19 protein-coding genes are annotated in these 20039 nt (G+C 72.1%); 7 read left to right on the top strand and 12 right to left on the bottom strand.

The window, feature by feature from the left end:
- Positions 1 to 112: 112 nt before the first annotated feature.
- From IE134_RS25710 to IE134_RS25685, 6 genes are all read right to left on the bottom strand, one after another.
- Complete coding sequence (locus IE134_RS25710) at positions 113 to 1474, bottom strand: hypothetical protein (RefSeq protein ID WP_098895351.1); 1362 nt, start codon at positions 1472 to 1474, stop codon at positions 113 to 115.
- A gap of 14 nt (positions 1475 to 1488) precedes the next feature.
- A complete protein-coding gene (locus tag IE134_RS25705; RefSeq protein ID WP_126932079.1) occupies positions 1489 to 2595 on the bottom strand; it encodes a hypothetical protein in 1107 nt (368 codons plus the stop codon).
- Entirely contained in the window at positions 2592 to 3563 is a 972-nt protein-coding gene (locus IE134_RS25700) for a COG1470 family protein (RefSeq protein ID WP_189431886.1), read from the bottom strand. The genes IE134_RS25705 and IE134_RS25700 overlap by 4 nt, the downstream gene beginning before the upstream one ends.
- A 139-nt stretch (positions 3564 to 3702) precedes the next feature.
- A complete protein-coding gene (locus IE134_RS25695) occupies positions 3703 to 4431 on the bottom strand; it encodes a hypothetical protein (protein WP_030710307.1) in 729 nt (242 codons plus the stop codon).
- Positions 4432 to 4615: 184 nt separating this feature from the next.
- The gene (locus tag IE134_RS25690) at positions 4616 to 5107 is read right to left on the bottom strand and encodes an ATP-binding protein (RefSeq protein ID WP_030710309.1); all 492 of its coding nucleotides are present in this window, start codon (positions 5105 to 5107) and stop codon (positions 4616 to 4618) included.
- 202 nt (positions 5108 to 5309) lie between these two features.
- Positions 5310 to 5678, bottom strand: coding sequence for an STAS domain-containing protein (locus IE134_RS25685; protein ID WP_030710311.1), 369 nt, complete (start codon positions 5676 to 5678; stop codon positions 5310 to 5312).
- Positions 5679 to 5963: 285 nt separating this feature from the next.
- Between IE134_RS25685 and IE134_RS25680 the strand changes: the two genes are divergently transcribed.
- Positions 5964 to 6935 (top strand): RNA polymerase sigma factor SigF, encoded by a 972-nt coding sequence (locus IE134_RS25680; protein WP_030710313.1) that lies wholly within the window; start codon positions 5964 to 5966, stop codon positions 6933 to 6935.
- 134 nt (positions 6936 to 7069) lie between these two features.
- Here IE134_RS25680 and hutI read toward each other — a convergent pair whose 3' ends face one another.
- From hutI to hutU, 4 genes are all read right to left on the bottom strand, one after another.
- Complete coding sequence (gene hutI, locus IE134_RS25675) at positions 7070 to 8242, bottom strand: imidazolonepropionase (RefSeq protein WP_030710315.1); 1173 nt, start codon at positions 8240 to 8242, stop codon at positions 7070 to 7072.
- Between the two features lie 95 nt (positions 8243 to 8337).
- Positions 8338 to 9705, bottom strand: coding sequence for a formimidoylglutamate deiminase (locus IE134_RS25670; protein ID WP_097973466.1), 1368 nt, complete (start codon positions 9703 to 9705; stop codon positions 8338 to 8340).
- Positions 9696 to 11006: an allantoate amidohydrolase gene (locus IE134_RS25665; RefSeq protein WP_030710318.1), complete on the bottom strand. Its 1311-nt coding sequence runs from the start codon at positions 11004 to 11006 to the stop codon at positions 9696 to 9698. The genes IE134_RS25670 and IE134_RS25665 overlap by 10 nt, the downstream gene beginning before the upstream one ends.
- Positions 11006 to 12664, bottom strand: a complete 1659-nt coding sequence (gene hutU / locus IE134_RS25660) for a urocanate hydratase (protein WP_189431883.1) — start codon at positions 12662 to 12664, stop codon at positions 11006 to 11008. Before hutU ends, IE134_RS25665 begins: the two co-directional genes overlap by 1 nt.
- A gap of 170 nt (positions 12665 to 12834) precedes the next feature.
- On the opposite strand from hutU, the gene IE134_RS25655 reads away from it, so the two are divergent.
- The 5 genes from IE134_RS25655 (at position 12835) to IE134_RS25635 (ending at position 16671) form a co-directional block, all read left to right on the top strand.
- A complete protein-coding gene (locus IE134_RS25655; RefSeq protein ID WP_189431881.1) occupies positions 12835 to 14244 on the top strand; it encodes an APC family permease in 1410 nt (469 codons plus the stop codon).
- 158 nt (positions 14245 to 14402) lie between these two features.
- On the top strand, positions 14403 to 14810 hold the full coding sequence (locus IE134_RS25650) for a hypothetical protein (protein WP_189431879.1): 408 nt from the start codon (positions 14403 to 14405) through the stop codon (positions 14808 to 14810).
- Positions 14807 to 15613, top strand: a complete 807-nt coding sequence (locus IE134_RS25645; RefSeq protein WP_030710325.1) for a helix-turn-helix domain-containing protein — start codon at positions 14807 to 14809, stop codon at positions 15611 to 15613. Before IE134_RS25650 ends, IE134_RS25645 begins: the two co-directional genes overlap by 4 nt.
- A 38-nt stretch (positions 15614 to 15651) precedes the next feature.
- Positions 15652 to 16125 (top strand): roadblock/LC7 domain-containing protein, encoded by a 474-nt coding sequence (locus IE134_RS25640; protein ID WP_030710327.1) that lies wholly within the window; start codon positions 15652 to 15654, stop codon positions 16123 to 16125.
- 171 nt (positions 16126 to 16296) lie between these two features.
- Entirely contained in the window at positions 16297 to 16671 is a 375-nt protein-coding gene (locus tag IE134_RS25635; protein WP_030710331.1) for a roadblock/LC7 domain-containing protein, read from the top strand.
- Between the two features lie 29 nt (positions 16672 to 16700).
- On the opposite strand, the gene IE134_RS25630 is transcribed toward IE134_RS25635, so the two are convergent.
- Positions 16701 to 17546, bottom strand: a complete 846-nt coding sequence (locus IE134_RS25630; protein ID WP_032787264.1) for a MurR/RpiR family transcriptional regulator — start codon at positions 17544 to 17546, stop codon at positions 16701 to 16703.
- 178 nt (positions 17547 to 17724) lie between these two features.
- On the opposite strand from IE134_RS25630, the gene IE134_RS25625 reads away from it, so the two are divergent.
- Entirely contained in the window at positions 17725 to 18141 is a 417-nt protein-coding gene (locus tag IE134_RS25625) for a hypothetical protein (protein WP_098895288.1), read from the top strand.
- A 426-nt stretch (positions 18142 to 18567) separates the two neighbouring features.
- Here IE134_RS25625 and IE134_RS25620 read toward each other — a convergent pair whose 3' ends face one another.
- Complete coding sequence (locus IE134_RS25620; RefSeq protein WP_029182216.1) at positions 18568 to 19974, bottom strand: cystathionine beta-synthase; 1407 nt, start codon at positions 19972 to 19974, stop codon at positions 18568 to 18570.
- Between the last annotated feature and the right edge of the window lie 65 nt (positions 19975 to 20039).

The following is a 20039-nucleotide window of genomic DNA, read 5'->3' as shown; positions in this document are numbered from 1 at the left end:
GCACCTGAGGAACCTAGCCTTCTCGATCTTGTGCGAGCAAGGTGAGGCCGACGATTTGAGCTAGTTCTGAGCCTGGACCGGGAGCGGCCCGGTCCAGGCTCGTGCCCCTCGCTCAGCGCATGCCGCGCAGCTTCCGCCAGGGCGTGAACGTGAACACCGCGCCGCCCAGCAGGATCGCCGTGCCGGCGACCAGGCCGAGTGCTCTCAGCGCGCCGCCGTCCTCGGCGCCGGTGGCGGCCAGGCCGCCACCCGAGTCCGTGCCGCCGCCGGACGCCGCAGCTCCGCCGGAGACCGCCGCGCCGCCGCTTCCGCTGCCGCCGGACGCGCCGCCCGGCTGGGCGGAGGTGTCCAGTTCCAGGGAGACGGCCACATCGGCGGGCGGGGTGCAGGTGGTCGTCGTACCGGCGGCCATCACCGTCAGGACGCCGGGGCTGAGCGTGGACTTCCCGCTCGCGCCGGGCTTGTACGTGCCGGTGAGATCCGGGATCTCGATCGGGGCGCCGGTCTTGATGACCTCCTTGTTCAGCGGCCCCTCGACCTTGACCGTGCCCTGGTCCGCCCCGCCGAGCTCGACCTCCATGGACGGCTTGACCTGGCCCGCCGGAATGTCGATCGGGCTGTCCATCACGGACTTGCTGAACTTCACCGTCAGGTCGTAGTCGCCGCCGTTCTTCTTGGCGCTGATACGGACCGGTGAGGTGGCGTTCTTGTCCCCGATGGGCGTCTTGCACGCGTAGGCGACGGACACCTCCTTGCCGGGGAAGTCGGTCTCGCCGCCTCCGCCGCCGGTGCTTCCGCCGTCACCGCCCCCGGACGTGCTGCCTCCGGAGTCCGAACCGCCGCTGTCCGAACCGCCCGTCGTCGTGCCACCGGTGTCCGTGCCTCCGGTGGTGGTGCCGCCGGTGTCCGTGCCGCCGGAGGTCGTGCCGCCGGTGGTGGAGCCGCCGCCCTCGGTGACCTTGATCGTGGCGCCCGGCCGCACCTCCTCCTTCGGCGCGCACTTGGTGTCCGTGGAGATCGGCTTGGACACGTTGATGTTGTACGCGCCCGGGGTCAGCGTGATCTCCCCGGCCTTCTCCAGCTTCAGCGTGCCCTTCATGTCGGGCAGCACCATCGGGCTGTTCTTGGGGATCGGCGGGTTCTGCCGGGGGCCCTCCAGCTTCAGTTCGCCGCTCGCCGCACCGCCCAGGGTGACGGTTCCGGTCGGCTTGACCGTGTCCGCCCCCAGGTCCAGCACGTCCGGGTTCTTGGACGCGGCCTCGACCGTCTTCCAGACGACCTCGATCTCGTCGCCCACCTTCGCCTCGGCCGGAGCGGTCAGCTCCACCTTCGTGGTGCCCTGCACGGCGGGCAGTCCCGAGATCGGCGGCGGCACGCACTCCGTCGCGTAACTGACCTCGGCGGCCTGGGCCGGGCTCGCGGCCATCAGGATGCCCGCGCCGCCGAGCATCAGCGCGACTCCTGCCGCGCTCATCCTCCGTTGCGTTCTCACGCTTGTCCCTTCGTCGTGGGTCGGGGTCGGTTCTCTGACGGTGCGGAATCCGGGGTGAACCACGGCAGCACGGCCGTGGTCGCGTTCGCGTTCGTGTCCGTGTCCGCTTTCGTCTTCGTCTTCGCGATGACGGCGGTGGGCGCGGTCGGCCTCCGCAGGCGGTGCGCGCCGGCGGGGCGGGGCCGGACCTTGTCCACGACGGCCATGCCGATACGGAAGACCGCCGCCGGGACGACCAGGCAGAGCAGGACCCAGAAGAGCGTGACGCCCCAGGGCCGGCCCACCCCCCACGGCTGCTCGGCCAGCACCTTGTCCCCGTACCGCAGGGAGACCTGGTAGTCGCCGTGCGCGCCCGCGGACAGCTCGACCGGCAGCTCGATCCGCGCCTTGCCGCCGGGCGCGACCGTGCCGCGCCACTGGCGTTCCTCCCACTGCGGCGCGTAGACGCCGTGCGCGGTGCCGATCTCGAAGACGGGGTCCTGGACCGGGTCCGACCCGAGATTGCCCACGGTGAGGACGAGCCGGCGGGCGGGCGGGGCCCCGAACCAGGTGAGCAGGGAGCTGTCGCCCTCCAGCCGGGTGGTGGCCAGCACCGCGAGCTTCCCGTCGCCGCCCTGCCGCGGCAGCTCCGCCGTCGGATGGCCCGCCACCGTGAACACCGCGTCGGCCAGCGCCTCTTCACCCGTCACCGTGGCGACGTGCACCACGCAGGGGCACGGTTTCGGCGGTTCGGTCACCGGCAGCTTCTTGCTGAACGCGCCCTTCTTGTCGGTCGTGACGGCGCGGCCGTCGGCGTTGGCGCAGGAGTTGGTACCGCCGATCACGCCCCGCTCCGGCGTGGACTGACCGCAGATCAGCAGCATCAGCAGCGCGTCGGGCCGCCAGCCGCTGCCCCTGACGGTGATCTCCCCGCCCTTGCCCGCCTCCTTCTTGGACAGGCTGACGGCGGGGTCGCCCTCGGCCGCCCGAGCACCCGGCGCGGTCAGGACGAACAGGGCGCAGAGGGCGGGCAGGAGGGCGAGGAGCGTAAGAAGGGCGGTGAGGGATGGGGGGCCGGTCGGTCGGGTCGGGTGGGGGGCTTCGGGTCCGGGCTGCCGCGTCACGTCTTCACTCCCGCCTTCAGCAACGGTTCGGTGGCCACCGGGAGTTGCGCCTGCTCCGGAGGTCCGGCCTGCTCCGGGGGCTCCGGCTGCACCGCGGGCCCCGCGTCCGGGGGCGGTTGCGGGCCCGCGCACCCGGTGCGCCACCGTCGGTACGCGCCGGAGGCGAGCGCGGCCAGGCCGCCGAGGACCAGCAGCCCGCCGCCGATCGCCGGGGCCACCGGGACGTACGTCGCCGAGGCCTCGGCCTCGTCCCGGGCACCCCCCGACGCGGTGACCCGCAGCCGTACGGTGACCGCGTCCAGGGCCGGGGCGTCGGGCCAGGGTTCGGTCCGCTCGACCCTCCGGCCGGGGGCGAGCTCCAGCGGCAGAGGCCGTTCCGGGCGGTCCAGCAGCGTGCCGAACACCCCCTCGGCGCGCACCGCCAGCCGGGGCCTCAGCATCGCGTTGCCCCGGTTGACCAGGGCGTACCGGATGGTCCCGCCGGACACCTCGACGTCCTCGACGCCGAGCGCCGCCAGCGTCGGGCCGACCGTCCGGATCCGGACCGGTACGCGGATCTCCTCGCCCCCGCCGGTGGCCACGGCTTCCCCGGAGGTGTCGCCGGGCACCGCGTCGTGCGGCACCGTGAGGGCGAGCGGCACGTCGGCGCGGGTCCTGGCCGGGACGGTGACCGTGTCCTCGGCGAACCTGATCCAGTCCCCGGCCCGGCCGTCGCCCCGGAGCCGTACGGTCAGCGGGGCCCGGCCGGAGTTGGTCACCGTGAGGCGGTCCTGGAGGACCGTGCCGGGGGTGCCCTCCAGATAGACGTACGGCCGGGCGTCCCGGTCGGTGCCGCCGGCGGGGCGGGCCGTCCAGTCGGGCGGACCGTCGTCGGCGGCGGCCGGGGGCGCGAGCCCGCACAGCAGCGCGGCGAGCGCCGCCGTCAGGACGGGCAGCGCCCGGCGGCGGCGCGGGGTGGGTGGCGACATGGGCGGCTCCTTTGCCTTCCGGCGGCCGATGGCGCTGCCGTGCGGGCCGTACGCAGGCGTACGGACGGCCGGTGCCGCGCAGGCCGCCAGCCGCACGACCGCTCGGACGCACGGACCGCACGGACCGCACGGGCCGTGATCAGCCTGCGGAGCGCTGTCCGCGCCGGGTCAGCCAGAGCACTCCGGCCGCTCCGGTCAGCAGCACGGTGCCGCCGAGGGTGCCGAGCGCCGCCGCCGAGTCCAGCGGGCCGGTGCGGGGCAGTTCGCCACCTCCCGAAGCACCTCCCGAAGCACCTCCCGAGGCACCGCCGGTGGAGCCACCGGTCGATCCCCCCGTGGAGCCGCCGCCCGACGATCCGCCCGCCCCCTGGACGTCGAGTTCGAGGGACGGGCCGGGGCTGTTCTTGGGCGTACAGGTGGTGGTCGTACCGAGGGCCTTGATGGTCAGGACCCCGGCGGTGAAGGTGACCTTGCCGCTCTTCTTCGGGGTGTACGTCCCCGACAAGTCACTGATCTTGATCGGGGTGTTGGCCGGTATCGCCTCGGCGTTCGCCGGGCCGGAGACCTGGACCTTGCCCGTCTCCGCGCCGCCCAGTTCGATCACGGCGCTCGGGTTCATGGCCCCCTTCCCCAGCTCGACCGGGCTGGAGGAGACGCCCTTCTGGAAGGACATGGTGAGCTTGTAGCCGTTGCCGCTCTTGACGCTCTTGATGTCGATGGGCGAGACCGCCCCCTTGGGCCCGATGGGCGTCACGCACTGGTAGTTGACGTCCACGACCTCGGCGTACGCGGCGGGCGCGCCCGCCACCACGATCGAGCCCGCCAGCGCGGCCGCCAGCGCGAGAGTTGTCCGTTTCTGGTTCGGCACCTCGTGTTCCCCTCTTGCCGGACGCCGCCGCGCGCCACGAACCGTACGGGCGCGCATTACTGACGGCACATCAGATTGGGCGCTCAAGGTACGCCCGGGGCCTGATGGAGGGAAGACAAAGAGCGCGCCGATCCGGCGCGCTCTTTTCGGTGCGGGTGAGAGGGCAGGGCGGGAGGCGCGGGCCCTAGGCCGGAGCGGCGAGCTCCGCCCAGACCGTCTTGCCCGGGGCGTCCGGCGCACGCAGCACGCCCCAGTCGAGGCAGAGGCGCTGCACGATGAACATGCCGTGCCCCCCGGGCCGGCCCGCGCGGTGCGGCGTACGGGGTGCGGGCTGTCCGGCCCCTCGGTCGACGACCTCCACCCGCAGCCCCTTGGGGGTGCGGCCGATCCGGAGCTCCTCGGGTCCCTCCGCATGCAGGCAGGCGTTGGTCACCAGCTCGGAGACGACCAGCAGGACGTCCTCGGCGGCGGCCCTGCGGTCCGCGGTGGACGCGGGGAGCCAGCCCCAGTCGTTCAGCGCCTGCCGGGCGAAGTCCCGGGCCGTCGGAACGATGCCGCTGGCCTGTGCGAGCGAGAGCGTGCGCCACTGCCGCCCGTCCGGGACGGTCGAGGCTGCGCCCGCTTCGTCCGGCTCGCGACCGAGGTCGCCCGGCGGATGCTGCCGGGTGGTGCTCATCAGCGCTTCACCTCACCGATTCGCCATGTCGCCATGTCGCCGTTGAACAGATAGTGGTCAGTTACCGAGTGTGCCGGACCCCTTGCGGGGCACCGACGGGGTGTCTCCTGCCCTGCCATGTCGCAACAACACCCACTTGAGGCACACGATCGCGTGACACAGCCGACATCAAGGATGCCCGCGGTCGCACGGCCGTGCAGGGTCAGGCGGCCAGGGCCTCTTCGAGCGTGGCGTGGACGGTGAAGACCGCGTCCGCGCCGGTGATCTCGAACACCCTCGCCACGACGGGCAGCATTCCGGCCAGATGGACGCCGCCTCCGGCCGCCTCCGCCTTGAGGCGGGCGCCGAGCAGCACGTTCAGCCCGGTGGAGTCGCAGAAATCCAGCCGGGAGCAGTCGACCACCAGGCGTGACCGCCCCTGCTCGACCGCACTCTCCAGAGGCTCGCGCAGCAGATCCGCGGTGTGGTGATCGAGCTCACCCACCGGGGTCACCACCTCGCTGCGCCCCTCGGTCCGGGCCTCGACCTGAAGCCGACCCCGGTTCGCACTGCCGACCGTCCCGCGGTCCATGCCTGTCCCTCTTCGCCGTTCGTCACTGTGCGCGTCACTGCCTGTGCGGCTGCATGCATAGCTGCCGCCGACGTGCGCAAAACATTACGCGTTTCCCACGCCACACGGTAGTCGGAGACCTCAACAAAGCGGACATATGACGGCAATTGGCGCTTGTCACTGCAGGTCAAGACCGGGTATGGGTAGAGGGACACCAGAAATGCGACCGGCTTTGGAGGCGCCGCTTCACCGCAAGAACACGTATGGGCATCGGCAGCCATATGCCGAGAACGATGGAGGAGAAGCATGTCACCCCGGCTCGACGTAGCGCGTACCCAGGACGCGTCGTCGGCATGTCCTCAGGGACCGACCAATTCCGACTCCCCCGCCGCGAGCGCCGTCACCGGCCCGCGCGCAAGCACCACCAGCACGACCAGCACCACCTCAGACTTCTCCGGCGCTTCCGGTGAGGGCCTCGAAGGGCTTCCCGAGATCCCGCCGTACGCCGAAGTGGGCGCTCTGGACGCCAGGGCCCTGTCGAAGACGCTCTTCGAGCGGCTGGAGTCCCTCGAAGAGGGCACGCACGAGTACGCGTACGTCCGCAACACCCTCGTCGAGCTGAACCTCGCGCTCGTCAAGTTCGCCGCCTCCCGGTTCCGCTCCCGCAGCGAGCCGATGGAGGACATCGTCCAGGTCGGCACCATCGGCCTGATCAAGGCGATCGACCGGTTCGAGCTGAGCCGCGGCGTCGAGTTCCCGACCTTCGCGATGCCGACGATCGTCGGTGAGATCAAGCGCTTCTTCCGTGACACCAGCTGGTCCGTGCGCGTACCGCGCCGGCTCCAGGAGCTGCGGCTCGACCTGGCGAAGGCGGGCGACGAGCTCTCCCAGCAGCTGGACCGCGCGCCCACCGTGGCGGAGCTGTCCGAGCGTCTGGGCATCACCCCGGACGAGGTCGTCGAGGGCATGTCCGCGAGCAACGCGTACACCGCGAGCTCGCTGGACGCCAAGCCCGAGGAGGACGACGGCGAGGGCGCCCTCGCCGACCGCATCGGTTACGAGGACCACGGGCTCGAAGGCATCGAGTACGTCGAGTCGCTGAAGCCGCTGATCGCCGCGCTGCCCGCCCGGGACCGGATGATCCTCTCGCTCCGCTTCGTCAGCAACATGACGCAGTCGGAGATCGGCGAGGAGCTGAACATCTCGCAGATGCACGTCTCCCGGCTGCTCTCCCGCACGCTGACCAAGCTCCGCAAGGGTCTGACCCTGGATGAGTGACCCCGGTCGGCCCGCCGCCCCTCCTCGGGGCTCCACGGGCCGTCGAGCACCGCGGAAGGACCCGCCCCGGATCGCCGGGAGCGGGTCCTTCCGCGTGTCGGGGGTCGGTACGGAACCCTGCCCGTGTACGGGACCTACACCACCCGCTCCCCGCTCCGCCACACCGCGCTGACCAGCGGGACGCCCGGGCGGTAGGCGAGGTGGACGTGGCTCGGGGCGTCGAGGAGGACCAGGTCGGCGCGGGCGCCGGGGGTGATCCGGCCGATGTCGCTACGGCGCAGGGCCGCGGCTCCGCCCGCGGTGGCGGACCAGATCGCCTCGTCCGGGGTCATCCCCATGTCGCGTACGGCCAGCGCGATGCAGAACGGCAGGGACGAGGTGAACGACGAGCCGGGGTTGCAGTCCGTGGAGAGCGCGACGGTGGCCCCGGCGTCGAGGAGGCGGCGGGCGTCGGGCCAGGTGGCGCGGGTGGAGAACTCCGCGCCCGGGAGCAGCGTGGCGACCGTGCTGCCCTGGCCGAGCGCGTCGACGTCCGCGTCGGTGAGGTGGGTGCAGTGGTCGGCCGACGCGGCGTCGAGCTCGACGGCGAGCTGGACACCGGGGCCGTAGCTCAGCTGGTTGGCGTGGATGCGCGGGTGCAGTCCCTTGGCGCGGCCCGCGGTGAGGATGGCGCGGGCCTGGTCGCCGTCGAAGGCGCCCTGCTCGCAGAACACGTCGATCCAGCGGGCGTGCGGGGCGCAGGCCTCCAGCATCGGGCCGGTGACCAGGTCGACGTATCCGGCGGGGTCGTCGGCGTAGTCGGGGGACACGATGTGGGCGCCGAGGTAGGTGACCTCGTCGGTGTGGCGGCCCGCGATGCGCAGGGCGCGGGCCTCGTCCTCGACGGTGAGGCCGTAGCCGGACTTGGTCTCGAAGGTGGTGGTGCCCTGGCGCAGGGCCTCGGCGAGGTAGCGGGCGACGTTGGCGGACAGTTCCTCGTCGGTGGCGGCCCGGGTGGCGCCGACGGTGGTGCGGATGCCGCCCGCGCGGTAGGGCTGCCCGGACATGCGGGCGTTGAACTCCTCGGTGCGGTCGCCCGCGAAGACCAGGTGGGAGTGGGAGTCGACGAAGCCCGGGATCACCGCGCGGCCGGCCGCGTCGAGGACGTTGTCAGTGGCGGGTGCTTTGCTGGATTCACCGGTCCAGACGATGCGGTCGCCCTCGATGACGACGGCCGCGTCCTGGATCAGGCCCAGGGGGGTCCCGTTGCCGAGGGAGGGGTCATTGGTGACCAGGCTGGCGATGTGGGTGACGGCGGTGGTCGTCATCTGGAGAGTGTTCTCCTTGCGTTCCGGGCGGTCTGGAGGTTCCCAAGGTTCCGGGGGTTCCCGGGTCGGTGGTGCGGGGCGGTCGCGTCCGGTGGTCAGCGGTGCAGGGCTGCGACGGCTGTCGCGAGCGCCCGGGGCACGTCCTCGACCTGTGTGTGACGGCCGTCCCGGACGATGTGCCGCCCTGCCACGACCGTGTGCCGCACATCAGCGGCGGAGGCGGCGAATACGGCGGTCTCCGCTGCCAGTCGGGGTACCGGTCCTGCCGTCCTGACGGAGTCCAGGGCGACGGTGGTCAGATCGGCGGGGGCGCCCGGCTCCAGCACACCCGCGTCGGGGCGGCCCAGCGCGGCGTGCCCGTCGGCGGAGGCGGCCCTCAGCAGGGCGGCGGCCGTCCAGTGGCCCCGGATGTGGGTGCGCAGCCGCTCGTTGAGCTCCATCGCCCGCGCCTCTTCGAAGAGGTCGATCACGGCGTGGCTGTCGCTGCCCAGCGAGAGCGGCGAGCCCGCCTTCTGGAGGGCGGTGGCGGGGCCGATGCCGTCGGCCAGGTCGCGTTCGGTGGTGGGGCACATGCAGGTGCCCGTCGCCGAGGAGCCCAGCAGCTCGATGTCCGCCTCGGTCAGGTGCGTGTTGTGGATGCCGGTGGTGCGCGGGCCGAGGACCCCGTGGTCGGCCAGCAGCCGGGTGGGGGTGCGGCCGTGGGCGGCCCGGCAGGCGTCGTTCTCCGCCGTCTGCTCGGAGAGGTGGACGTGGAGCGGGGCCTCCCGCTCCTCCGCCCAGGCGGCGACGGTGGCCAGCTGGTCCGCCGGGACCGCCCGGACGGAGTGGATCGCCGCGCCGATCAGCGTGTGGTCGTCGCCCTTGAGGAGGGAGGCGCGCTCGGCCCAGGCCTCGGCGGTGGTGTCGGAGAAGCGCAGCTGGTGCCGGTTGGGCCGCTCGCCGAATCCGGCGGCGAGATAGGCGGTGTCCAGCAGGGTGATCCGGATCCCGGCCTCGGCGGCGGCCGCGATGAGCGCCTCGCCCATGGCGTTCGGGTTGGCGTAGGGGGTGCCGCCGGGGGCGTGGTGCAGATAGTGGAATTCGCCGACGGAGGTGATGCCGGCCAGGGCCATTTCGGCGTACGTGGCGCGGGCCAGGTCGAAGTAGGTGTCCGGGGTGAGCTCGGCCGCCGTGCGGTACATCAGCTCGCGCCAGGTCCAGAAGGTCCCGGTGCCCACCTGGACGGTGGCGCGCAGGGCCCGGTGGAAGGCGTGGGAGTGGGTGTTGGCGAGGCCGGGGAGGGTCAGGCCGCGCAGCGCGGTCGCGCCGGGCGGCGGTGCCTCGACCCCGGTCCTGATCCCGGCGATGCGGCCGTCCGCGACGTCCAGGGTGACGCCCGGCTCGACGTGCGTGCCGAGCCAGGCGTGGTCCATCCAGTAGGTCGCGGTGACGGGCGCGCCCGCCGTCCGTTGTGTCAGCTGCACGCGAGACCTTCCAGTACGTCGGCGAGTGCCTCGACCCCGGCCGTGCAGTCGTCCTCGGCGGCGTGCTCGGCGGGTGAGTGCGAGATGCCGGTGGGGTTCCGTACGAAGAGCATGGCGGTGGGCACCGAGGCGGACAAAATACCCGCATCGTGGCCCGCGCCGGTGCCGAGGACGGGCACGGGCCGCCCCGTGTCGCCGCCGCCTTCGAGGATCTTGGCCAGCTCGTCGCGCAGGGCGTGCTCGAACTCGACGACGGGCGTGAACGATTCGCGCACGACGTCGAGGTCGATCCCGGCCCGCTCGGCGTACTCCCGGGCGGCGCGCTCGACACCGGTGACGACGGCGTCCAGGGTGGCCTGGTCGGCGGCGCGGGAGTCGAGCCAGCCGCGGACGAGGGAGGGGATGGCGTTGACCCCGTTGGGCTCGACCGCGATCTTGCCGAAGGTGGCGAGCGCGCCGGTCAGTTCGGCCTCGCGGCGGGCGGCGAGCACGGTCTCGGCGTACGTGAGCATCGGGTCGCGGCGGTCGGCGAGCCGGGTGGTGCCCGCGTGGTTGGCCTCGCCGCGGAAGTCGAACCGCCAGCGGCCGTGCGGCCAGATGGCGGAGGCGATACCGACGGGGTCGCCGGTCAGGTCGAGGGCGCGGCCCTGCTCGACGTGGAGTTCGACGAACGCGCCGATCCGGGCGAGCCGTTCCGGGTCGGGGCCGATGGTCCCGGGGTCGTATCCGGCCGCCTCCATGGCGGCGGGCAGGGTGGTCCCGTCCGCGTCCCTCAGGCGGTGGGCGTCGGCGACGGTGAGCTGTCCGGCGGCGAGCCGGGACCCGACGCAGGCCAGTCCGAAGCGGGCGCCCTCCTCGTCACCGAAGTTGGTGATGGCCAGCGGCCGGGTGAACTCCGCTCCCCTGCGGTGGAGTTCGTCGAGCGCGGCGAAGGAGGACACCACGCCGAGCGGGCCGTCGAAGGCCCCGCCGTCCGGGACGGAGTCCAGATGGGAGCCGGTGACGACGGCGTCCCCGGCCAGGGGGTCGCCGAGCCAGGCCCACTGGTTGCCGTTGCGGTCGGTCTCGTACGTGAGCCCTCGTGCCTCGGCCTGCGCGCGGAACCAGGCCCGGCAGTCGAGGTCGGCCGCCGACCAGGCGTAGCGCCGGTAGCCGCCGCTTTCGGGGTGGCGCCCGACGGGAGCCAGCTCCCGCCACATCGCGAGGAAGGAGTCACCGGCACGCCACGGCTGGCGTCCCGGACCGGGCGGGGTGGGCCCGGCCGCTCCGGCCGGGCCCTGCCCCGAGGTGCCCGTGGGCATCAGTTGTCCTCCGTCATCGGGACCCGTACGCCCTTGTCGGCGGCGACGGACTCCGCGATGTCGTAGCCGGCGTCGACGTGGCGGATGACGCCCATGCCGGGGTCGTTGGTCAGGACGCGGCGGATCTTCTCGCCCGCGAGCTTCGTGCCGTCGGCGACGGAGACCTGGCCCGCGTGGATGGAGCGGCCCATGCCGACGCCGCCGCCGTGGTGGAGGGAGACCCAGGAGGCGCCGGAGGCGACGTTGACCATGGCGTTGAGCAGCGGCCAGTCGGCGATGGCGTCGGAGCCGTCGAGCATGGCCTCGGTCTCGCGGTACGGGGAGGCGACCGAGCCGCAGTCGAGGTGGTCGCGGCCGATGGCCAGCGGGGCGGCCAGTTCGCCGCTCGCGACCATGTCGTTGAAGCGCTCGCCGGCCTTGTCGCGCTCGCCGTAGCCGAGCCAGCAGATACGGGCGGGCAGGCCCTGGAAGTGGACGCGCTCGCCGGCCATCTTGATCCAGCGGTGCAGCGACTCGTTCTCCGGGAAGAGCTCCAGCATCGCCTTGTCGGTCTTGTGGATGTCGGAGGCCTCGCCGGAGAGGGCCGCCCAGCGGAAGGGGCCCTTGCCCTCGCAGAAGAGGGGGCGGATGTAGGCGGGGACGAAGCCGGGGAAGTCGAAGGCCCGGTCGTAGCCGGCGAGCTGGGCCTCACCGCGGATGGAGTTGCCGTAGTCGAAGACCTCGGCGCCGGCGTCCATGAAGCCGACCATGGCCTCGACGTGGCGGGCCATGGACTCGCGGGCGCGCTGGGTGAAGTCGGCGGGCTTCTCGGCGGCGAGCGTCGCCATGTCGTCGAAGTCGACGCCGAGCGGCAGGTAGGCCAGCGGGTCGTGGGCGCTGGTCTGGTCGGTGACGATGTCGATCGGCGCGCCCTCGGCGAGCATCCGGGGCAGCAGCTCGGCAGCGTTGCCGAGGAGGCCGATGGAGAGGGGCTTCCGCTGGTCACGGGCTTCGACGGCGAGCTGGAGGGCGTGCTCCAGGCTGTCGGCCTTCACGTCCAGGTAGCGGTGCTGGATGCGGCGCTCGATGGCGCGCGGGTCGACGTCGATGCAGATCGCGACGCCGTCGTTCATGGTGACGGCGAGCGGCTGGGCGCCGCCCATGCCGCCGAGTCCGGCGGTCAGGGTGATCGTCCCGGCCAGCGTCCCGCCGAACTTCTTCGCGGCGACGGCGGCGAAGGTCTCGTAGGTGCCCTGGAGGATGCCCTGGGTGCCGATGTAGATCCAGGACCCGGCGGTCATCTGGCCGTACATGGTGAGGCCCAGCTGCTCCAGGCGGCGGAACTCCTCCCAGTTGGCCCAGTCGCCGACCAGGTTGGAGTTGGCGATGAGCACGCGCGGCGCCCACTCGTGGGTCTGCATGACGCCGACCGGCCGCCCGGACTGGACGAGCATCGTCTCGTCCTGCTTGAGCGTCTCCAGCGTGCGGACCATCGCGTCGAACGAGCGCCAGTCGCGGGCCGCCTTGCCGGTGCCGCCGTAGACGACGAGCTTGTCGGGGTGCTCGGCGACCTCGGGGTCGAGGTTGTTCTGCAGCATGCGCAGCGCGGCTTCCTGCTGCCATCCCAGGGCGGTCAGTGCGCTGCCGCGCGGTGCCCGTACGGGGCGGGGTCCTGACATGGCGGTGCCTCCTCGCGACGGTGGAAATCTATTCACATCCTGATGCTCTGAATAGTCGTAGTCAACAGGTGCGGTTCGCGTCGTGATCGGGCAGACGTTCTCCCTACCGAGCAGGAGGCCGGATCCGAGGGAGGATCCGGGCCGCATCCCAGGCCGGACCGGAGGCACCGATGAGCACTCCCGACACACCCGCACCGGCGGAACCCGAGGGCCCCAAAGGCCACGCGGCCCCCGCGAAACCCGGCTCGGAGCCGCCGCTCAAGCGCGCGCTGGGCCCCAAGTTGCTGATCCTCTTCGTCATCGGCGACATCCTCGGCACCGGCATCTACGCCACCACCGGAGACGTGGCTGGCAAGGTCGGCGGCGCGCTGTGGCTGCCGTTCGCGATCGGCTTCGCCGTCGCGCTGCTGACGGCGGCCTCGTACGTGGAGCTGGTCGGCAAGTACCCGAAGGCGGCCGGGGCCGCGCTCTACACCCAGAAGGCGTTCAAGGTCCCCTTCCTGACCTTCGTCGTCGCCTTCATGGTGATGTGCTCGGGCCTCTCCTCGGCGAGCGCGGCGGCACGGGCGTTCAGCGGCGACTATCTGGGCGAGTTCACCGACGCGGTACCGCCGACCCTGATCGCGATCCTGTTCATCCTCGTCCTGGCCGCGATCAACCTGCGCGGGGTCGCCGAATCGGTCAAGGCCAACGTCGTCCTGACCCTGGTCGAGGTCAGCGGGCTCGCGGTGATCCTCGCGATCGGCGCGTACGCCGTGTTCAGCGGCGAGGGCGAACCCTCCCGGCTGACCCAGATCGAGACCGGCGGCACCGGGTACGCCCTGCTCACCGGCGTCCTCGGCGCCACCGCGCTCGGCTTCTTCGCCTTCGTGGGCTTCGAGGACTCGGTGAACATGGCCGAGGAGACCAAGAACCCGGCCCGCAACTTCCCCCGCGCCATCTTCATCGGTGTGGGCGTCACCGGCACCATCTACGTCCTGGTCGCCCTGGTCTCCTCGCTCCTGGTCGACTCCGAGACCCTGTCGGGATCCAGCGGCCCGCTGCTGGAGGTGGTGAAGGCCGGGGGCGTCGATTTCCCGCCGAAACTCTTCGCGCTGATCGCCCTGTTCGCCGTCACCAACTCGGCGCTGATCAACATCATGATGGCCTCGCGGCTCTGCTACGGCATGGCCAACGAGCGCATCCTGCCGCCCACGATGGGCAAGGTGCTGTCCGGCCGGCGCACCCCCTGGGTCGGGATCGTCTTCGTCTCCGCCCTGGCGATCGGCCTGGTCTCCACCGGCGAGATCGAAGGGCTCGGCGACACCACCTCGTTCCTGCTGCTCTGCGTCTTCGCCGTGGTCAACATCGCTGTACTGGTGCTGCGCAGGGACCCGGTGGACCACCGCCACTTCCGTACGCCCACGGCGCTTCCCGTGCTCGGCGCGCTCACCTCGCTGATCCTGGCGAGCCCGCTCGCCGACCGGGGCTCCGACGTGTACGTACGCGCCGGGATCCTCCTGCTCATCGGGATCGGGCTCTGGGTGCTCAACAAGGTGGTGATGACCGCCCGCGAGAAGTCCGGCGCCGACGCCTCCTGACCGGACGTCACCACACCTGTCGGCCACCACTTTTCGGCCGCTCCTTTACACCCCGGAGGGCATGTACCAAAGGAAAATGCCAGAACCTCCACCAGCCCTGAGCACGTTGCGTAGCCTCTGCGTTACAGCCGTACGCCACGTCGGGAGGGGAAATCCGCGTGCCCGGAATCGACGAGTGCCTGCTCGAAGTCATGAGGCTGCCCGGTGCCCGGGGCGCCTCGGTGGTCGACTGGACGAGCGGTCTCGCCCTCGGCACCATCGGGGACTCCCCCAACGGCGACCACGAGGCGACCGCCGCCGAGACGGCGGAGGTCGCCCGGATGACCGCCGAACAGCCCGCCTTCGCCCACCTCGGCGCGGAAGGCGGGCGACCCGCGGAGTCACCGAGCACCCCGGTCGAGGACGTCATCGTCACCACCCACGACGGATACCACATGCTCCGATTCGTGGAGACGGCATTCGACAGCAGTGTCTTCCTGCATCTCTGGCTCGACCGCTCGGCGGGCAATCTCGCGCTCGCCCGGATGCGGCTGAGCGAACTGGCCGAGCGGCTGGTGCTGGCATGAGCGCGATAGCCGCCGACCCCGACGCACCGGAGACGGACAGGCTCCCGGTCCTCTCCCCGATGCTCCAGCGACTGGCCGCCGAGCGCGCCACCGGCGCCCTGATGCGCGACCGCGGCACGCTCTACCTCGCCGACGGCCAGGTGGTGCACGCCGAGAGCCCCGCCACCCCTGGTATCGACGTCCTGCTCACCACCGGCGGAACCCTGCGGCACGAGGGCTGGTGGGACGCCGTGGCGCAGGCCGGGGCGGGCCACCGGGTCGGCCGCTATCTCGTGGACAGCGGTCATGTGCCGGGCGGCGCACTGGAGTTGTGCCATCTGGGTGCGCTGTACGACGCCGCGTTCTTCGCACTCGCCCCGACCGGGACGCCCGCCCGCTTCCGTTACGGGGTGGCGCACTGGATCGGTCCGGTGCGGCCCGTCCCGGTCGCCGCCGTGGAGCGCGAGACGCTGCGCAGACGGGAGTTCCTGGACCGGATCTGGCCCGACCCCGCCTGCGACAGCGCCCCGCTGCTGCGGACGGCGCACGGGACCGACGCCCCGGTCCCCGCCCGGCAGCGGCGGCTCCTGGAGCTGGTCGACGGGGTCCGTACGGCCTCGGACATCGCGCAGGCGCTGGGCCGTTCGGCGTTTCACATCCTGGTCGACCTACGGCGTCTCGCCGCGGCCGGCCTGGTGGAGGCGGTCCGCGCCCAGCCCCTGCCGGCCGCCGAGACCCCCGGCCGGATCACGCTCCCCGAGGTGACGGCCGACCCCGATATCGCCCTGCTGCGCCGACTCCGAGACGCATTGGAGGCCCTGTGATACGCGCGCTCAGACAGCGTGCCGGGAGGAGACAGCCGATGGTGCCCGAGGCCGAAACACGTGATGTCCTCGACGAGCTCCAGCGGTTACGCGCCCGGGTCCCCCTGCTCTCCGGGGCGCTGGCCGCCTCCACCGACGGGCTCGTCCTGGCCCACGACACCCCGGGCGTCGAGGCGGAGGGCGTCGCCGCCCTCACCGCGGCCGCCCTCGGCGTCTCCATCCGGATGACCGACGCCACCGGCCGGGGCGGCTTCCGGGAACTCCTCGTCCGCGGCGGCAGCGGCTACATCGCCACCTACGCCGCGGGCTCCTCTGCCGTCCTGACGCTGCTGGCCGAGGACCGCATCAACGTCGGCCGGCTCCATCTGGAGGGCCGCCGCGCGGGCGCCCGGATCGGCGAACTCGTCGACGCCGCCCTGGAGCGGGTCGAGCGCCCCGCCGCCACCCCCCGTGCCGCGCCGCCGCGCCCCGCCACCGCACCCAACCGCGCCCTGCCGCAACGCCCCACGTAACGCGCCCTCGCGCAGGGGTCGCCCGATTCCCCCCACCCGTACCGCCACAACCACCGGGACTCAGCCATCACGCAGAAGCCCGAGCACCAGCCCGCACGGAAACCGGCCGAGCGGCCGGCACAGAAACGGACCCGGTCACCGCGACCGGCCAGGGAAAGGAAACGAGCCTCCATGGCGAACACCGAAGCGGCACTGAAGGAAGCGATGAGCTCGATCGAGGGCACCACGGGTGTCGCCCTCGTCGACTACACGAGCGGGATGGCCCTGGGCACGCTCGGCGGCGGCAAGGACTTCAACCTGGAGGTCGCCGCCGCGGGCAACACCGACGTGATCCGCGCCAAGCTCCGCACCATGGAGCACCTGGGGCTCAAGGAGGAGATCGAGGACATCCTCATCACCCTGAACACCCAGTACCACCTGATCCGGCTGCTCAAGACCCGTGGCGGCAACGGCCTGTTCCTCTACCTGGTGCTGGACGCCAGCCGGGCGAACCTGGCCATGGCCCGCCACCAGTTGAAGAAGATCGAGGCCGAGCTGGAGGTCTGACGCATCCGGGGCGGCGCGGGGCCGGGGTCTCACTCCACGAACAGACCGCGCGCCGCCGCCCGTACGTCGAACTCCTCCAACCGCGCCTGGGCATCCGGGAGTCCGTCGCACATCGCCTCCAGCAGCACCCGGCCGAGCAGCATCGGCGCACAGACGGTGTCGAAGGAGAGCCCGGAGCCGATGGCCGCCGGGAGCAGCAGATCGCTGTGCTTGGCGACGGGCGCGAACGCGGAGTCGGCGACCGTCACGACGGTCAGCCCCTGGTCCTGGGCGTACGCGAGCGCGTCCACGCTCTCCTTGGGGTGGCGCGGCAGTGCGAAGCACATCAAGGCGGTGGCCCCGGCCCGGCGGGCGGAGTCGATCCGGTCGGCCAGCATGCTGCCGCCCTCGTCGAGCACACGGACGTCGGGGTGCACCTTGGCGGCGAAGTAGCCGAAACCGCGCGCCTGCGAGGAGGCGGCGCGCAGCCCGAGCACCGGCAGGGGCCGGGAGCCGGCGAGCAGCCGCCCGGCCCGCTCGACGGGCGCGGGGTCGGCGAGCACGTCGGAGAGGTGCTGAAGGTTCTCGATCTCGGCGCGGACGGCCTGCTGGTACTCGTTGTACCGCTCGCCCGTCTCCTCCTGCTCCGGGTCGGCGGGGGCGACCTCGCGCAGGTGCCTGCGCAGCGCCGGATAGCCGTCGAAGCCGAGGGCGACGGCGAAGCGGGTGACGGAGGGCTGGCTCACTCCGGCCAGCTCGGCCAGCTCGACGCTGGAGAGGAACGGCGCGTCGGCGGCCCGGCGGACCATGCAGTGCGCGATGCGCCGCTGGGTGGGCGTGAGCCGGTGGCCCTCGAAGAGCCGCTGCAACCGTGCGGCGGGGCTGCTCCCGCTCATGGTGTCCCCTTGCTGGATCTTGCTGGATCCGTCGCGCCCGACCGGCGACGACCATTCTATTCAGCCAGGAAGGTTGCTGTATGTCCATATGCAGGAGCCCTGTAAGGGGGGTTAGCCCCAGGGAATTCGGGGGCTAGCCCTACTGTCACGGGGGCCCGGACTCCGTACCGTCATCCGTATGGAAGCCCGTGACCACGAGCTCAAGAAGGAGCTCGCCGCCACCCTCCAGGCCCGCGGCGAGCTGGGTGCGGAGTACGAGTCCGTGCTCATCGAATCGTTCCTGGAGAAGGTCGAGCAGCGCCTCGACACCACACTCGACCGCCGGGTCCGCCGTCAGCTCGCCGAGCAGCAGATGACCCATGCCCGAGGCGCGCGTCCGGCGCAGCCGGAGACCTTCGGGGAGCGGCACGCGCTGGGGATCGTCTCGCTGATCCTGGCGGTCCCGCTGTCCGCGATCGGCGTCGTGAACGCCGGGATGGGAGGGCTGGTGGTGGCCTGGCTCGGCATCGTCGGCGTCAACGCGTTCCAGGCGGCGCGGGGCGGGGGGCTGTTCCGCCGCCGGGAGGAACGGACGTCGTCCGACTGGAAGGACTGAGCCCGGCAAGGGGCCGGGCAGACCTGAGCCCGGCGCGGGGGCGGGGAAGGGCCGAGCCGGAAGGTTATGTCGCGGGGACCGCCGCACCCCCGGTCACCCGGGGGGCGGGACGACGGCGGTCCCCGCGAGGGACGCGGTCCGGGTCAGGGCCGGTTGCTCGCGTCCGGGCGACGGTGGAGGTCCGGGAGCCGCTCCGTAGTCCGGTGTCGCCGTTCTGGGTGCCGGCGGGTTTCCCTGCCGACACCCACCAATGTGCCGGAGCCGTGTTAAGCGGGTGCTGCGCGGACGTGACGCGCTCGTACCGTTTTCGCGAAGCCCCGCGACCGGCTTCCCCGAGGCCGCGCGCCGGACTCTCGGACGCCCCGCGCCCGACCCTCCCAGGCCCGTCGCCCGGCCCTGGGAGAGCCGGGCGACGGAGATGCCCCGTCAGGCCTTCGCCGTGCCCGCGTCCTTGGCGAGGAAAGCCAGCAGGTCCTGCCGGCTCACGACGCCCTTCGGCTTGCCCTCGACGAGCACGATCGCGGCGTCGGCCCCGTCCGTGCCGCTGAGCACGGCCATCAGGTCCTCGACCGGTTCGCCGGAGCCGACCTGCGGCAGCGGGGCCGACATGTGCTTCTCCAGCGGGTCGCTCAGCGAGGCGCGCTGGGTGAACAGCGCGTCCAGCAGCTGCCGCTCCACGACGGAGCCGATGACCTCGGCGGCCATCACGTCCGGGTGGCCGGCGCCCGGCTTCACGATCGGCATCTGGGAGACGCCGTACTCGCGCAGCACGTCGATGGCCTCGCCGACCGTCTCCTCCGGGTGCATGTGGACGAGCGAGGGCATCGGGCCCTCCTTGAAGTCCAGGACCGCGCCGACGTTGGCGGAGGTGCCGGAGTCCTCCAGGAAGCCGTAGTCGGCCATCCACTCGTCGTTGAAGATCTTGCTCAGGTAGCCGCGCCCGCTGTCGGGGAGCAGCACCACGACGACGTCGTCGGGGCCGAGCCGCTTGGCGACCTCCAGGGCGCCGACGACCGCCATGCCGCAGGAGCCGCCGACGAGCAGGCCCTCCTCCTTCGCGAGGCGGCGGGTCATCTGGAAGGAGTCCTTGTCGGACACCGCGACGATCTCGTCCGTCACGTTGCGGTCGTAGGCGCTCGGCCAGAAGTCCTCGCCGACGCCCTCGACCAGATACGGCCGCCCGGAGCCGCCGGAGTAGACCGAGCCCTCCGGGTCCGCGCCGATGACCTGGACCGCGCCGTCGCTGATCTCCTTGAGGTAGCGGCCGGTGCCGCTGATGGTGCCGCCGGTGCCGACGCCCGCGACGAAGTGGGTGATCTTCCCCTCCGTCTGCTCCCACAGCTCGGGACCGGTGGTCTCGTAGTGCGAGCGCGGGTTGTTCGGGTTGGAGTACTGGTCGGGCTTCCAGGCGCCCGGCGTCTCGGTGACCAGCCGGTCGGAGACGTTGTAGTACGAGTCCGGGTGCTCGGGGTCAACGGCGGTGGGGCAGACGACGACCTCGGCGCCGTACGCCCGCAGCACGTTGATCTTGTCCGTGGACACCTTGTCCGGGCAGACGAAGATGCACTTGTAGCCCTTCTGCTGCGCGACGATGGCGAGGCCGACGCCGGTGTTGCCGCTGGTCGGCTCGACGATCGTGCCGCCGGGCTTCAGCTCCCCGCTCTGCTCGGCCGCCTCGATCATGCGCAGCGCGATGCGGTCCTTCACGGACCCGCCGGGGTTGAAGTACTCGACCTTGGCCAGGACGGTCGCCTGGATACCTGCCGTGACGTTGCGCAGCCTCACCAGCGGGGTGTTGCCGACAAGACTGATCATCGAATCGTGGAATTGCACCGTGTACTCCGGGATCTCCGAGATGGTCCGGCCCAGAGTATGCGTACGGGACGCACTGTGCGTAC

The organism is Streptomyces rubiginosohelvolus, assembly GCF_014649875.1.
GTDB classification, from domain to species: Bacteria; Actinomycetota; Actinomycetes; order Streptomycetales; family Streptomycetaceae; genus Streptomyces; species Streptomyces rubiginosohelvolus.
Note: the sequence above shows the minus strand (reverse complement) of the source record. Positions and strands in the feature narration are given on the sequence as shown.